Below are 14,090 nucleotides of genomic sequence, written 5' to 3'. Positions count from 1 at the left end.
CCACGGACCCGCCTGGCACCGGGCGACCGGGGATACGCTGCCCGGATGGCAGCGTGCCCCGAGCTGACCTGGCCGCGCCCCCACCGGGGACGCGGTCGGAGTCTCTCCGGGGCAACCCCGGGGGCGTCACATCCACCTGGGCACCACACCACAGGTGCGTCGGCACGCTCCGCGAGCCTGTGCACCCGTACGACCGGGATTCGTCGGGGCACGCTGTCATCCACCCCGGGCCGGCCGTGACGACAGTCGGCTCGCTGGCCGTCGCGCTCGCCGACGCGTTCCTGGCGGCCGACCGCTGGCAGCGCGGCGACCTGGTCGCGTCCGGCGGGCGGGTGCTGAGCGTACGCCGCCGTTGGCTGTGGCCGGTCGCGGACGCCGCGCTCGCCGCGTACCCCCGGGCCCCGCGTGACCGGCCCCGGGAGCTGGCCGCCTTCCTGGCCAACCTGGCGCTGCTGGGCGAGGTGGTCGGCGCGGCGCGGCAGCGCGGCCGACCCGTCGCGGTCCGCGCCCGGCCGGTGACGCCGACCCGCACGGTCCGCCGGCCCTGGTCGACCCCGGTCCTGGACGACCTGGCCGACCTGGCCCGGCTGCTCGACCTGGCTCCGGAGCAGCTCGACTGGTACGCCGACCGCCGGGCGATGAACCGTCGCGCCGACAATCAGCGTCTGCACCACTACCGGTATCGCTGGGCCGCCGGCGGCCGGTTGATCGAGGCGCCGAAGCCACGGTTGCGCGCGCTGCACCGGCGGCTGCTCGCCGAGGTGCTGGGCCCGCTGCCGGTGCATCCGGCGGCGCACGGGTTCGTGCCCGGCCGTTCGGCGCACACCTTCGCCACGGCGCACGCTGGGCGGGCGGTGGTGGTCCGCGTCGACCTGGCCGCGTTCTTCAGCAGCGTGCCGGCCCGACGGGTGTACGGGTTTCTCCGGACCGCCGGCTATCCGGAGCCGGTTGCACATACGCTCGCCGCGATCTGCACCACCCGAACTCCACCGGCGGTGCTCCGTGCCGCGCCGGCCGACCTGCCCGAACGGCCGTGGCGGCTGAGCGTGCTGCGCGGCGGGCACCTGCCGCAGGGCGCGCCCACCTCGCCTGCGCTGGCCAATCTCTGTGCGTTCCGGCTCGATCGCCGGTTGACCGGGCTGGCCGCCGCCTTCGACCTCGACTACCAGCGGTACGCCAACGACCTCGCCTTCTCCGGCGAGCTGCCGCCCCGGCGGGTCGCCGACCTGCTCGCCGCGGTGACCGAGGTGACCCGAAACGAGGGCTTCCGGGTGCACCCGGGCAAGACCCGGGTCCGTGGCCGGGCCGACCGGCAGCTCCTCGCCGGGCTGGTGGTCAACGAACGGCCGGCGGTGCCGCGCGACGAGTACGACCGGCTGCGCGCGATCCTGCACAATGCCGCCCGCACCGGCCTGGCCGCCCAGAACCACGCCGGCCACCCGGCCTTCGCCGAGCACCTGGCGGGCCGGGTCGCGTGGGTCGGTCACGACAGTCCCACCCGCGCCGCCAAACTTGCGCCCCTCCTCGCCGCCGCCCTGGCCTCCTCGGGGCCCTGACGGACCAGAGGGACGCGACGACCAGCAGGTCACCGGCCATCTGTGGAATCCACAAAGGACTTCAGGCCGCGAGGGCAGGCGTCGCGTTGGTACTGTCGCTCCCCGGACAAGGACTGCGAGTCGTAGGGGGACGAGCATGGCGAGCGGAATCGATCCGTCCGGCCTGAGTCGCTCACTCGAAGAGGCGATGCGCCTGCTGAGCCGGGCCACGGATTCCGCCTCGGCACAGCCGGGCGGGGCCGACGAGCAGGGCGACGGGCCTGTGCCAGCTGCCGAGCAGATGGTGGGGCGGGGCACCGGCGGTGACGGTCTCGTCGAGGCGGAGGTGTCCGCCTTTGGCGGCCTGGAAACTCTGGTGATCGACCCGAGCCTGTCCCGTGCTGGCACCAGCGCCATCGCCGAGTACGTCCTGGAGGCGGTCAAGGCGGCACAGGCCGACGAACGCGCCCGGCGCGCCGAGCTGACGGCCGCTGTCGGTGCCGACAGCGCGGCCCTGACCCGGCAGCTCGAACGTGTCTCGGAGGACGCGTTCCGCGGGTTCGAGCAGATGATCGGCGACCTGGACGCGGTCACCCGCCGGATGGATCGACGCTGAGCCCATGTCCGACGGGATTCAGGTCGACGTCGACGCCCTCCACGCCGCGGCGGGCTCGCTCACGACCACCGGCCAGCAGCTCGGTGCAGAGGTCAGCAGCCTCGAGTCGACGGTGAACGGCGCGGGTAATCCGTGGGGCGCCGACGAGGCGGGCTCCCTCTTCGGAGCCGTGTACGTCGAGGTGCTCACGCATGCGCTCGACGTGTACCGGTCGATGGCTGACCAGTTGCTGGAGGCCGCCGCGAACCTCGACCTCGGCGCCGACGCGCACGAGGCGACCGACATCGCCAACGCGGAACTCTTCACGAGGATGGAGCTGCCCGGTGGGTATGCAGCTACCTCCTGAGCTCGTCGAGGCTCTGGGCTGGGTCGGCTTCACCTGGCCGACCGCCGACGAGGAGCTGCTGTTCGAGGCGTCGCAGCTGTGGTTCGCGTTCGCCGGCCGACTGCGTACGGCGGTCGGGGAGGCGGAGGCGGGCGCTGCGAAGGTCGGGGCGACCAACATCGGGGACGACGTCCGGGCGTTCGAGCAGGCATGGCAGGGCGAGGAGGGCGCGCCGCGCCGGATGGAGGACGGCGCGCAGGCGGCCGAGCTGATCGGCATGGCGTTGCTGGTGATGGCCATCATCACTTTGACGCAGAAGATCCTCGTCATCGTCCAGCTGACGATCCTCGTCGTGCAGGTGGCGATCGCGCTGGCGGCGGCCGCGCCCACCCTCGGCGCCTCGCTGGCTCAGATCCCCGTCTCGATCGGCCTGGCCCGGATGGCGATCCAACGGATCATCAAGGAGGTCATCGAACGGGTCGTCAAGGAGATCATTCCGCGGTTGCTGAAGCGGGCGAAGACGCTGCTGCGCCGTTTCGCGCGCAAGGGCCCGAAGCGCGGCGGCCCGGGACGAACCCCGGTGCCCGGCCCGCACACCACGCCCCGTTACCACAACACCAAGCCGATGCTCGACAAGTACCGGAACGAGCACCTGCCGGGAGGGCACTTCCCGACGGCGGTGCGCCGACTCAGTCCGGAGGAACTCGAACAGCACCGGGTGTTCTTCGACAGCAACGGCGTCCTGCGCAGCGCGAAGAACGGCGAGCCGTTCGACACCTCGAGCGCCCAGACCGTGTTCAGCGGCAACGGCCAGGCGATCTTCGTGATGGACCGGAACGGCAACCTCTACGCGTCCAACTACCAGAAGGTGGGCGACTTCCACCACTCGACGCTGGGTAACGGGCAACCGGTCGCGGCGGCGGGCGAGCTGGTCGTCAAGGACGGTATGGTCCAGCACGCGACGGCGCGCAGCGGTCACTACCAGCCCGACGTGAGCCACATGGGCAACCTCGATGCCGAGTTCAAGCGCAACGGCCTCAGTGACGTCCCGATCATGGGCTGGGACGGCAGACAGATCTTCTAGGGGAGTTCACAATCATGGGTACGGACAGTTGGAAGGGCCACGTCAACGGGATCCTCTACGGGATCCAGTTCGACCGGGCGCTCGACGACACCGTGGTGACGCGGGTCGCCGACGGCGTGGTCGGCGGGCTCTACCCGGGTGACCGGGCCGAGACGCTGGACGCGCTCGATCAGGCGCTGCGCTACTCGGGCCCCCTCAACGACCAGGCCGAGACGCACCACAGCGAGGAGAACATCCGGGCGTTCCTCGGCCGACTCTCCACCGCCCTCTCAACCCGCGGCTGACCCCCCGGGCCTCCGTGTCGATCAGGAGGTTCCCGCCCGGGACCTGACCTCTCGTTCGGGGAACCTGGTCGACCGAGATGGTCGCGCCGGGTGGCGGCGCAAGGGGCGGTGGTACCAGGTGGCGAAGAGGGCGACGGCGAGCAGCAGCTCGGCCACGTCCCCGCCGTAGTACATGAGCTGGGCTGCGGAGCGGAACGCCGCCGGGTCGGGGTCGGCCAGCCCGGGCGGCAGGGTGCCGGCGTGCGCGTAGAGGTACTTGGCGAGCGCGGAGTGCCCGGCCGCCGCGCCCAGCAGCGCGCCGAGCCGCACGGCCAGCCCGGGACGGCGGGGTGCCGGGTCCAGGCCGACCAGCGACCACGCGAACAGGTATCCGGCGGCCAGGTAATGCAGATGCAGGGCGTGGTGCAGGGTGGGCTGGCGCTCCGCCGCCGCGTACAGCGGGGGTGAGCAGCACCAGGGCCAGCCCGCCCGTGCTGAACAGCGCGGCGGTGACCGGGTGGGCGATCAGGTGCAGCGGGCGGGCGCGCAGCAGCCGGCCGATGAACCGGCGGGTGGTGTGGACGCGATCCGCAGCAGCAGTGTCACCGGGGCGCCGAGCACCAGCCCGAGCGGGGCCACCATGCCGAGCAGCAGGTGCTGCGTCATATGTCCGCGCGGATCGTCGGGGAGCTGCGCGAACGGCCCGACCGCGACCGCCAGCACGGCGCAGCCGGCCAGCCAGGCGCCGCTGCGCCGGTGGTCCCAGCCCCTTGGATCGCGTGCGGCGGCCACGAGGTAGCCACCGGCCAGCAGACCGACCGCCGCCAGCGGAAACCAGCCCGGGCCATCCGCGGCGTGCCCCCCGTGCGCCATCACCGGCGCCGCGAACCAGCCCGGGGCGTCCGGGGCGAGGGTCGCCGTCACCGCTGGCCGTCGCCTGGCGGTCGGGATCGCGCCCGCCAGACCAGCGCGGCGCCCACGAGCAGCAGTATCGCGCCGCCCACGTTCCACACCACGTCGTACGGCACCAGGTGGACGCCGTAGCGGATCTGGTGCAGCCGGAGCACCTTGTGGTCGACCAGCCCGTCGAAGAGCTGGAAACCCCCGGCGCCGAGCAGGACGCCACCCCAGGCGAACCGGGCCGCCAGGGCGCCGCGCCGACGCAGGTCGGCGAACCAGAAGAAACCACCGACCAGGGCGATCAGCTCGGCTGCGTGCAGCAGCCCGTCGGAGAGCAGACCCACCGACAAGGTGGACCGGTCGTAGAAGTGGTGCCAGGCCAGCAACTGATGGAAGACGATCTCGTCCACCGCGGCCATCACCGCGACCCCGATCAGGACACCGGCGAGGATGGACGACCGGACCTCCGGCACGGCGGCGGTGCGCGCACTCGGCAGGCTCGAACCGACCACCACACACCTCGCATCCGCCTCAGGTGAGGGTCGAACTACCCGAGACCGGGCGGAACATGCCCACCGAGCCGCAACGCGCGTCCAGCCGGCGGTGATCGACACGAGATTGGCGATGTCGGGGTGTCGGACCTGATGGGACACCGCGACTTCCCGGACCTCGTGTTGATCGAGGCCCCGCCGGTCAGCGGGGCGACGACATCCCCGTTTCGCGCCTCCGGCACGGCTGACGGCATGATCATGGAGCCTGAGAGGCAGCGAACCCGGAGAGGGAGGTGCACGTGCCGGACGCGGACGAACTCGTCGCCGAGGCGCTCGCGGCGGTGCGCGGCACCGACGTACGGCAGGCCGAACGGCAGCTGGACCAGCTGATGGTCGGCACCGGCGCGACGGACGGCACGGCGGCGGTGGACACGGCGCTGCTGCGTCGCCTGGTCCGCGGCGTGGCGCGGCTGTGGCCGCGCGGCTGGCAGCCGGCCGACCTGGACCGGCTCACCACCCGGCGGCTCGGCGCCCGGTCGGCACGACTGGTGCGGGACGCGATGGCCGCCCAACGGCGCGAGCAGACCGGGCCGGTTCCGGCCTGGTGGGACGAGCAGTTGCGCGAGCTGGCCGCCGAGGTGTGGTGGGACGACGACCGGAGCGTGCTGGCCGGCTGGTCCGCCCGGGAAGGGCTGGACCGGGTCGACGCCCTGCGCACGGCCGTGGACACCCTCGTCCTGGTGGAGAGCCTGCCGCCGATCGCGGTGCTGCGTCCGCCACCCGGCACGACCGGGGCGGCGGCAGCGAGCCGCCCGGCCGGCGCGGCCCGCAGTGGGTCCGGCATGCTCGAACGGGTACGGGCGCTGCTGGCCAAGGCCGAGTCGACGACCTTCCCAGCCGAGGCGGAGGCGTTGACCGCCAAGGCGCAAGAGCTGATCGCCCGGCACAGCATCGACGAGGCGCTGCTGGCGGCCGGGGCCGACCGGGGCGACCTACCCGGCGGCGTGCGGCTCGGCACCGACACCCCGTACGCGGGTGCGAAGGCGCTGCTGGTGCAGGAGGTCGCGGCGGCGAACCGCTGTGCGGCGGTCTGGTCCGACGACCTCGGCTTCGCCACCGTGCTGGGCTGGCCGGCCGACCTCGTGGCGGTGGAGCTGCTCTACACCTCGCTGCTGGTCCAGGCCACCGCCGCGATGCTGCGCGGGCGGGCCGAGCGGCGACCGGGGGCCGGGCGGCGGACCCGCGTCTGGGACGAGTCCTTCCTCAACGCGTTCGCGCTGCGGATCGGCGAGCGGCTGCGCGCGACCACCGAGGCGGCGGACCGGGCGGCGGCCGAGACGGCCGGCCCGGAGCGGCTCCTCCCGGTGCTCGCCGCGCGCGGCGAGGCGGTCCAGGAGCGGCTCGACACCCTCTTCCCGGGCGTCACCCGGCACCGGCTCAGCGTCCGCGACGCCGAGGGCTGGTCGTCCGGCACCTCCGCGGCGGACCGCGCGTCGCTGGACGTCGGCGGGGGGCCACCGCCCCGACAGGTACCGGGACGCCCCGACCCACGTTGACCCAGGCAGCGTGGGAACCGCCACCGTCGAAAAATTCTGCGATGTTCTTCGGTAGGCGGTAGGGAACGGAGCTTCGGCTCCGACCCTCCGGTGAACCGCGTCCCGACCGGGGCGCGACCAGGACCCGAGGAGCATCGCCGTGAAGTACATGCTGCTGATCTGGAACCGGCCCGGCTTCACCGAGGAGCTGACCGAGCGGGAGCGCACCGCCCTGTTCGGCGAGGTCGACGAGATCATGAAGGAGCTGACCGAGTCCGGTGAGCTGGTCGGCGGTCAGGCGTTGGCCGACCCGTCGCAGACCCGGACGGTCCGGCTCGCGGGCGGCCACCCGGAAGTCGTCGACGGGCCGTTCATGGAGAGCAAGGAGCAGTTCGCCGGCTACCTGGCCGTCGACTGCGACACCCCGCAACGGGCCGCCGAGATCGCCGCCCGCTGGCCGGACGTGCGCTTCGGCGGCGCCCTGGAGGTCCGCCCGATCATGGACGAGGCCGGGACGGAGATGTGACCGACGACCGGACGGTCGAGGACCTGCTGCGTATGCTCGCGCCGCAGGTCCTCGGCCTGCTGGTCCGCCGGCACGGGCAGTTCGACCGATGCGAGGACGCGGTGCAGGAGGCGCTGCTCGCCGCCGCGACGCAGTGGCCCGGGCAGGGCTTGCCGGACAACCCGCGCGCCTGGCTGCTCACCGTGGCCAACCGCCGGCTCACCGACGAGTGGCGCAGCGAGCGCGCCCGCCGGGACCGCGAGGTGGCGGTGGCGCTGCGCGAGCCGGCGTACGCCGGGGTGGCGCCGGCGGCCGACGCGGAGCCCTCGGTGGCGGACGCCGACGACACCCTGACCCTGCTCTTCCTCTGCTGCCACCCGGCGCTGGCTCCCTCGGCGCAGGTGGCGCTGACCCTGCGCGCCGTCGGCGGGCTCAGCACCGCACAGATCGCCCGGGCGCACCTGGTGCCGGAGGCCACGATGAGCCAACGGATCCGCCGGGCCAAACAGCGGATCGAGGCCGCCGGCGCCCGGTTCAGCATGCCCGCGCCGGGTGAGCGCGACGAGCGGCTGCGGACGGTGCTCCGAGTGCTCTACCTGATCTTCAATGAGGGGTACACCGCGTCCAGCGGGCCGGACCTGCACCGGGTGGAGCTGACCGGCGAGGCGATCCGGCTCGCCCGCGTCCTGCACGGGCTGCTGCCCGGAGACGGCGAGGTGACCGGGCTACTGGCGCTGATGCTGCTCACCGATGCGCACCGGGCCGCCCGGGTCGGCCCGGACGGCGAGCTGGTGCCGCTGACCGAGCAGGACCGGGACCGGTGGGACCGGACGGCCATCAAGGCCGGCGTCGCGCTGATCACCGAGGCGCTGACCTGGTCACCGCCCGGCCCGTACCAGCTCCAGGCGGCGATCGCCGCGGTGCACGCCGAGGCGCCGACGGCGGCGGCGACCGACTGGCGGCAGATCGCCGCGCTCTACCGGCTGCTCGCCCGGATCGCGCCGAATCCGATGGTCACCCTCAACCAGGCGGTGGCGGTGGCCATGGTGGACGGTCCCGAGGCCGGGCTCGCCCTGCTCGCTCCGCTGGACGCCGACGAGCGCACCGCCGGGCATCACCGGCTCGCCGCGGTCCGGGCCCACCTGCTGGAGCTCGCCGGGCAGCTTCCGGCGGCGCGGGACGCGTACCGGGCGGCGGCCCGGGGCACCACCAGCCTGCCCGAGCGGCGTTACCTGGAGCTGCGGGCAACCCGACTGGCCGCCCAGCGATGAGTTCCGGCGGTCGCGGGAGTCGACGTGGCATGGGAATGGTGAGCAGTCAATTGTCGATCTCGTTGGACGGGTACGTGGCCGGGCCGGACCAGAGCCGGCAGGATCCGCTGGGCCGGGGCGGGCTGCGGTTGCACGAGTGGTTCTTCGGCCTGGACAGCTGGCGGGCGCAGCACGGGCTGACCGGCGGCGAGCGGGGAGTCGACGCCGACCTGGTCGACGAGCTGACCCGGGACATCGGGGCGTACGTGATGGGCCGGCGGATGTTCGGCGGCGGGGACGGCGACTGGGACGAGAGCTGGCAGGGCTGGTGGGGCGACGATCCGCCGTTCCACACCCCGGTCTTCGTGCTCAGCCACCATTCCCGGGCGCCGCTGGTGATGCGGGGCGGCACCGAGTTCCGGTTCGTCACCGACGGCATCGAGTCGGCGCTGCGGCAGGCCCGGGAGGCGGCGGGTGACCGGCAGGTGTCGATCGCGGGCGGCGCGAGCACGGTCCGGCAGTACCTGGCCCGCCGGGCTGATCGACACCCTGCATCTGCACCTGGTGCCGATCTTCCTCGGGGCCGGTGAACGGCTCTTCGACGGGATCGCGCCGCGGCTGGAACAGGTGGCGGTGGTGGCCGGGCCGACCGTGGCGCACCTGCGCTACCGCGTCCTGCGCTGATCGCGGCACCGGCGGGTCGGTCACGCCGACGGGTCGACGGCCGGGCAGCTGGTGCCCGGACGGGGCACGACCACGCTGGTCAGGTAGCGGTCAACAGCGCCGGCCACACACGGGCTGGTGGTATAGCTGCCATGCCCCCATCCCTGATAGGTGAGCAGCACGCCGTGCTCGCCCAACTGCCGCGCCACGTTGGTGGCCCAGTTGTACCCGCTGGCCGGGTCGTGCACGGTGGCGGCGAGCAGCAGCGGCACCTCGGTGCGGACCCGCAGCCGGTGCTGCGGGTTGGCGACCGGCGCCGGCGTTCCCAGGCAGGTCACGGGGGCGAACACCGCCGGCGGATAGCGCAGGTCGGGCGCGAGCCGGCCCATCCGGCGCAGGTGTCCGGCGTACTCGCGGTAGTCGCGGACGGGCAGGCTCCAGTCCTGGCAGAAGACCGCGAACGGGTACGGAGCCACGGCGTCGCCCGTCGACGTGTCGCCGGCCGGGGGTGCGGTCGTCGGCGCGGTGACGGCGTCCATTCTGGCGATCCACCCGGCCAGCTCCGGCCACCGGTGCGTCTCGTAGAGCTTCTTGTGGGCGAGCCGGCTCAGCTCGAACGGGGTGAGCGCCGCACCGGGCCGGTCCGGGTCGGTCAGCGTCCCGCGCGCGGCCCGGCCGTGCAGCCCGGCCCAGACCTCCCGGACGTCCCGCCCCCTGAGCGGGCAGCCGGCGGACCGGGCACACCAGGCGACGAATTCGTCGAACGCGCCTTCCGCGGTGACGGCCTGGGTGTCGAGGAAGGCACGGATGTCGAGGCTGTGATCCATCGCGGCCTCCAGCACCATGGCCCGGACGCGGTGCGGGAACAGCTCCGCGTACCGCTGCCCGAGCAGGGTGCCGTACGAGCTGCCGTGGAAGGTCAGCAGCCGCTCGCCGAGCGCGGCGCGGACCGCGTCGAGGTCGCGGGCCGCGCTGGTCGTGTCCACGTGGTCGTAGAGCGGCCCGGTCCGGGCCCGACAGTCGGCCCGCAGCAACGCGTTGCCGGCCAGCGTGGCGTCGAACTGAGCCTGGTCCGCTATCAGCTGCGGTTGCCGGGCGAGCAGGTCCGTCGAGCAGATCACCGGGTGGCTGCCGCCGGTGCCGCGCGGGTCGAAGCTGACGATGTCGAAGCGGCGGCGCAGCTCGGCGCTGAACCGGGAGCTGCCGGTCACCACCCGGTCGACCCCGCTGTCGCCCGGCCCGCCGGGGCCGAACACCAGTGCGCCGGTCCTTGCGGACGGGTCGGTGGCCGTCCGACGGGCCAGCGCCAGGTCGAACCTCTCGCCCCGAGGCCGGCGCCAGTCCACCGGCAGGGACAGCGTGCCGCACTCGGCGGTGGCGTCCCCGGGGCAGGGCCGCCAGTCGATGGTGGGGCCCGGTTGTGCTCGGGCGGCGGCCGGGCCGACCGGGGTCAGGCCGGTGACCGTGAGGGCCAGGGCGACCGCCCAGCCGACGGTGGATTTGCGTACGCGCAGCATGGAGTGCTGTCCTCTCCTCGAAGGAGCGTCACGGGAGAAACTCGCCCACCGGGCGAGGTGGTGCTGCTTCCACCGGGCCGTCGAGTAGCCGCTCGACGGCCCGGTCCTTTCGTGCGCCGGGTTCACTCGACCTCGCGCAGGACGCGTTCCAGCGCGCCCATCCGGGTCTCCATCCCGCTTAGCCGGCCGTCCAACGCCGCGAGCAGTCGGGCGTTCTCCGCCTGGGCCTGAGCGGCGGTCTCGGCGAGCCGGCGGTAGTCGTCCGCGCGGGCCGATTCGAGCCGGGCCCGTCGGGTCTTGGCGAGCTGCACGATGGTCACCGTGAACACGCTGATCAGCAGGGCGAAGATGCCGATCGCGCCGACCACCTCGGTCCAGTCGTGCTCGCTCATCGCTCCGCTCCGGGCTGCTCGGCCGAGTCGGGCACGGTCAGCGTCTCGACCGCCGCCGCGATGATCTCGGGGGTGAGTGTGAGCACGAAGGGCTCCACCTCGTAGTAGTTCATGGCTTTCCCGTCCTCCGACAATTCCAGGCGTGCGGTGACCAGCCCGGCCGCCGCCAGCTTCCGTAGGTGGACCTGCAACAGCGCCCGGCTGATGCCCAGTTGCCGGGCCAGCCGGCTCACGTAGGCGCGCTCGCGGGCCAGTGCGGCGACGACCCGCAGCCGGTGCGGGTTGGCCAGCGTGGCCAGCACCCGGACCAGGTCGTCACCGGTCGGCGGCGGAGCGGCACTCATAAGCAGCCCTTGCACATGCCAAGAGAAGTTAGCAGGTGCCGACGTGCGGCGACCGGGGTTCGGGAGCGAATCAGGGGGATCTCAGGGTCCACCGAGGGGCCGGACAGACAGCACGCCGGGCCGGTGAGATCACCGGCCCGGCGTGCGGAGTGCGTCGTACGTCAGCTCTTGAAGGCGTCCTTGATCTTCTCGCCAGCCTGCTTGAGCTTGGCTCCGGCCTGGTCGTTGCGACCCTCCGCCTCGAGCTGCTCGTTGTCGGTGGCCCGACCGGCGCCTTCCTTCAGCTTGCCGGCCGCATCCTCGGTGGCGTTGTTGATCTTGTCGTCGATACCCATGTGCCAACCTCCATCGCGAGCGTCGCTACGCCACCAGCAGTACCCCTGCCATCGCCGGTCCAACCATCCCGACTACACCCCGTCGACGGGGGCGGCCGGGCGGAACCGGCGCAGGCGCAGGCTGTTGGCCACCACGAAGACCGAGGAGAGGGCCATCGTGGCGCCGGCGATCATCGGGTTGAGCAACCCGGCAGCGGCCAGCGGCAGGGCCGCCACGTTGTACCCGAAGGCCCAGAACAGGTTGCCCCGGATGATGCCGAGCGTGCGCCGGGACAGCCGGATGGCGTCCACCGCGGCGTCCAGGTCGCCCCGGACGAGGGTGAGGTCCGACGCCTCGATCGCCACATCGGTGCCGGTGCCCATCGCCAGGCCCAGGTCGGCCTGCGCCAGCGCCGGGGCGTCGTTGACCCCGTCGCCGACCATCGCCACCGACCTCCCCTCGGCCTGGAGTCGCCTGACCACGTCGACCTTGCCGGCCGGCAGGACCTCGGCGATCACCTCGTCCACGCCCACCTCGGCGGCGACCGCCCGGGCCACGGTGACGTTGTCCCCGGTCAGCAGGACCGGGGTGAGCCCCAGGGCGCGCAGCCGGGCCACCGCCGCCCGGCTGGTCGGCCGGACCACGTCGGCGACCGCGAGCACACCGCAGGCCCGCCCGTCCCAACCGGCGACGATCGCCGTCCGACCGGTCGCTTCCGCGTCGGCGACCGCCCGCTGGACCTCCGGCGGTACGTCGAACCCGCGCTCGCGCAGCAGCCGGAGCCGACCGATCAGCACACTCCGGCCGTCCACCGTGGCGCTGACGCCCAACCCCTCGACGTTGGCGAAGCCGGTCACCGGGGGCAGCGTCCCGGCCTCGGCGGCGCCCGCCGCGACCGCCCGTGCGATCGGGTGCTCGGAGGCGGCTTCGACCGCCCCCGCGAGCCGGAGCAGATCGGCACGGTCCGTACCGGCCGCCGGCACGACGTTCACCAGGGTCATCCGGCCGGTCGTCACGGTGCCGGTCTTGTCCAGCACCACGGTGTCCACCCGCCGGGTCGACTCCAGCACCTCCGGTCCCTTGATCAGCACGCCGAGCTGAGCGCCCCGGCCCGTGCCGACCAGGAGTGCGGTCGGCGTGGCCAGGCCGAGCGCGCAGGGGCAGGCGATGATCAGCACGGCCACCGCGGCCGTGAACGCGGCGGTCGGCCCAGCCCCGCTGCCGAGCCACCAGCCGAGGGTGCCCACGGCGAGCGTGATGACGATCGGCACGAACACGCCGGAGATCCGGTCCGCCAGCCGCTGCACGGCCGCCTTGCCGCTCTGGGCCTGCTCGACCAGGTCGGCCATCCGGGCGAGCTGGGTGTCCCCGCCGACCCGGGTGGCGGTGACGACGAGCCGGCCGCCCGCGTTGATCGTGGCACCCACCACGCCGTCGCCCGGGCCGACCTCGACCGGGACCGACTCGCCGGTGAGCATGCTGGCGTCGACGGCCGACGTGCCCTCGTCGACCACGCCATCGGTGGCGATCTTCTCGCCGGGGCGGACCACGAACCGGTCACCGACGGCGAGCTGGTCCACCGGGATCAGGGTCTCCACCCCGTCGCGGAGCACCGCCACCTCCTTGGCGCCCAGTTCGAGAAGGGCGCGCAGGGCGGCGCCGGCGGTCCGCTTCGAGCGGGCCTCGAAGTAACGGCCGGCGAGGATGAACACCGTCACCCCGGCGGCGGCCTCCAGGTAGATGTTGCCGGCGCCGTCGGTGCGGGTGATGTCGAAACGGAACGGGTGGGTCATGCCGGGCATCCCGGCGTCGCCGAGGAAGAGCGCCCAGAGCGACCAACCGAACGCGGCGAGGGTGCCGAGCGAGACCAGGGTGTCCATGGTCGCCGCGCCGTGCCGCAGGTTGGTCCAGGCGGCCCGGTGGAACGGCAGCCCGCCCCAGACCACCACCGGGGCGGCGAGCGTCAGCGACAGCCACTGCCAGTAGTCGAACTGCCAGGCCGGCACCATCGCCAGCACGACCACCGGCACGCTGAGCGCCACCGACACCCAGAGGCGGGTACGCGGGCCACGCAGCGCGTCCACCGGCTCCTCGGCGGTGGAAGGTGGGGACGGCAGGGACGCCGTGTAGCCGGTCTTCTGCACCGTGCCGATCAGGTCGTCCGGCGTGACGCCGTCGACGTACCGGACAGTGGCTTTCTCGGTGGCGTAGTTGACGGTCGCGCTGACCCCGTCCATCCGGTTCAGCTTCTTCTCGATCCGGGCGGCGCAGGCGGCGCAGGTCATTCCGCCGATCGCCAACTCGATCCGGTTCGGCGCCTCGGGCAGCGGTCTGCTGGTGGTGGTCATCATCTGG

16 protein-coding genes and 1 pseudogene are annotated in these 14,090 nt (G+C 73.4%); 10 read left to right on the top strand and 7 right to left on the bottom strand.

The window, feature by feature from the left end; all coding sequences use genetic code 11:
* Positions 1-236: 236 nt before the first annotated feature.
* The 5 genes from ACWD6N_RS04365 (at position 237) to ACWD6N_RS04345 (ending at position 3,844) form a co-directional block, all read left to right on the top strand.
* Positions 237-1,556 carry a reverse transcriptase family protein gene (locus tag ACWD6N_RS04365; RefSeq protein ID WP_449935900.1) on the top strand — a complete coding sequence of 440 codons (1,320 nt, stop codon included), beginning with the start codon at positions 237-239 and terminating at the stop codon, positions 1,554-1,556.
* Between the two features lie 136 nt (positions 1,557-1,692).
* The gene (locus tag ACWD6N_RS04360; RefSeq protein WP_354964468.1) at positions 1,693-2,151 is read left to right on the top strand and encodes a YbaB/EbfC family nucleoid-associated protein; all 459 of its coding nucleotides are present in this window, start codon (positions 1,693-1,695) and stop codon (positions 2,149-2,151) included.
* Between the two features lie 4 nt (positions 2,152-2,155).
* Complete coding sequence (locus ACWD6N_RS04355) at positions 2,156-2,497, top strand: WXG100 family type VII secretion target (RefSeq protein ID WP_354964467.1); 342 nt, start codon at positions 2,156-2,158, stop codon at positions 2,495-2,497.
* Positions 2,481-3,560, top strand: coding sequence for a WXG100-like domain-containing protein (locus ACWD6N_RS04350; protein ID WP_354964466.1), 1,080 nt, complete (start codon positions 2,481-2,483; stop codon positions 3,558-3,560). The genes ACWD6N_RS04355 and ACWD6N_RS04350 overlap by 17 nt, the downstream gene beginning before the upstream one ends.
* A 14-nt stretch (positions 3,561-3,574) precedes the next feature.
* On the top strand, positions 3,575-3,844 hold the full coding sequence (locus ACWD6N_RS04345) for a hypothetical protein (protein ID WP_354964465.1): 270 nt from the start codon (positions 3,575-3,577) through the stop codon (positions 3,842-3,844).
* A gap of 21 nt (positions 3,845-3,865) precedes the next feature.
* Here the strand turns inward: ACWD6N_RS04345 and ACWD6N_RS04340 are convergent.
* Together ACWD6N_RS04340 and ACWD6N_RS04335 are read right to left on the bottom strand one after the other, a co-directional pair.
* Positions 3,866-4,696: pseudogene (locus ACWD6N_RS04340) on the bottom strand (cytochrome c oxidase assembly protein).
* Between the two features lie 47 nt (positions 4,697-4,743).
* Positions 4,744-5,235: a DUF2243 domain-containing protein gene (locus ACWD6N_RS04335; protein ID WP_387322953.1), complete on the bottom strand. Its 492-nt coding sequence runs from the start codon at positions 5,233-5,235 to the stop codon at positions 4,744-4,746.
* 278 nt (positions 5,236-5,513) lie between these two features.
* Between ACWD6N_RS04335 and ACWD6N_RS04330 the strand changes: the two genes are divergently transcribed.
* From ACWD6N_RS04330 to ACWD6N_RS04310, 5 genes are all read left to right on the top strand, one after another.
* Positions 5,514-6,770: a DUF2786 domain-containing protein gene (locus ACWD6N_RS04330; protein ID WP_449938639.1), complete on the top strand. Its 1,257-nt coding sequence runs from the start codon at positions 5,514-5,516 to the stop codon at positions 6,768-6,770.
* 148 nt (positions 6,771-6,918) lie between these two features.
* Complete coding sequence (locus ACWD6N_RS04325; RefSeq protein WP_354964633.1) at positions 6,919-7,275, top strand: YciI family protein; 357 nt, start codon at positions 6,919-6,921, stop codon at positions 7,273-7,275.
* Positions 7,276-7,307: 32 nt separating this feature from the next.
* Positions 7,308-8,525 carry an RNA polymerase sigma factor gene (locus tag ACWD6N_RS04320; protein WP_449938645.1) on the top strand — a complete coding sequence of 406 codons (1,218 nt, stop codon included), beginning with the start codon at positions 7,308-7,310 and terminating at the stop codon, positions 8,523-8,525.
* 38 nt (positions 8,526-8,563) lie between these two features.
* Positions 8,564-9,094, top strand: coding sequence for a dihydrofolate reductase family protein (locus tag ACWD6N_RS04315; protein ID WP_450004481.1), 531 nt, complete (start codon positions 8,564-8,566; stop codon positions 9,092-9,094).
* On the top strand, positions 9,069-9,188 hold the full coding sequence (locus ACWD6N_RS04310; protein WP_450004480.1) for a hypothetical protein: 120 nt from the start codon (positions 9,069-9,071) through the stop codon (positions 9,186-9,188). The genes ACWD6N_RS04315 and ACWD6N_RS04310 overlap by 26 nt, the downstream gene beginning before the upstream one ends.
* 20 nt (positions 9,189-9,208) lie before the next feature.
* Here the strand turns inward: ACWD6N_RS04310 and ACWD6N_RS04305 are convergent, their stop codons facing one another.
* From ACWD6N_RS04305 to ACWD6N_RS04285, 5 genes are all read right to left on the bottom strand, one after another.
* Positions 9,209-10,684 carry an alpha/beta hydrolase gene (locus ACWD6N_RS04305; protein WP_449938637.1) on the bottom strand — a complete coding sequence of 492 codons (1,476 nt, stop codon included), beginning with the start codon at positions 10,682-10,684 and terminating at the stop codon, positions 9,209-9,211.
* Positions 10,685-10,806: 122 nt separating this feature from the next.
* The gene (locus ACWD6N_RS04300; protein WP_387322947.1) at positions 10,807-11,076 is read right to left on the bottom strand and encodes a hypothetical protein; all 270 of its coding nucleotides are present in this window, start codon (positions 11,074-11,076) and stop codon (positions 10,807-10,809) included.
* A complete protein-coding gene (locus ACWD6N_RS04295) occupies positions 11,073-11,420 on the bottom strand; it encodes an ArsR/SmtB family transcription factor (protein WP_354964458.1) in 348 nt (115 codons plus the stop codon). The genes ACWD6N_RS04300 and ACWD6N_RS04295 overlap by 4 nt, the downstream gene beginning before the upstream one ends.
* 161 nt (positions 11,421-11,581) lie before the next feature.
* On the bottom strand, positions 11,582-11,755 hold the full coding sequence (locus tag ACWD6N_RS04290; protein WP_121656519.1) for a CsbD family protein: 174 nt from the start codon (positions 11,753-11,755) through the stop codon (positions 11,582-11,584).
* 72 nt (positions 11,756-11,827) lie between these two features.
* On the bottom strand, positions 11,828-14,083 hold the full coding sequence (locus ACWD6N_RS04285) for a heavy metal translocating P-type ATPase (protein WP_449938632.1): 2,256 nt from the start codon (positions 14,081-14,083) through the stop codon (positions 11,828-11,830).
* Between the last annotated feature and the right edge of the window lie 7 nt (positions 14,084-14,090).

This window comes from Micromonospora sp. NPDC005163 (assembly GCF_053599835.1).
Note: the sequence above shows the minus strand (reverse complement) of the source record. Positions and strands in the feature narration are given on the sequence as shown.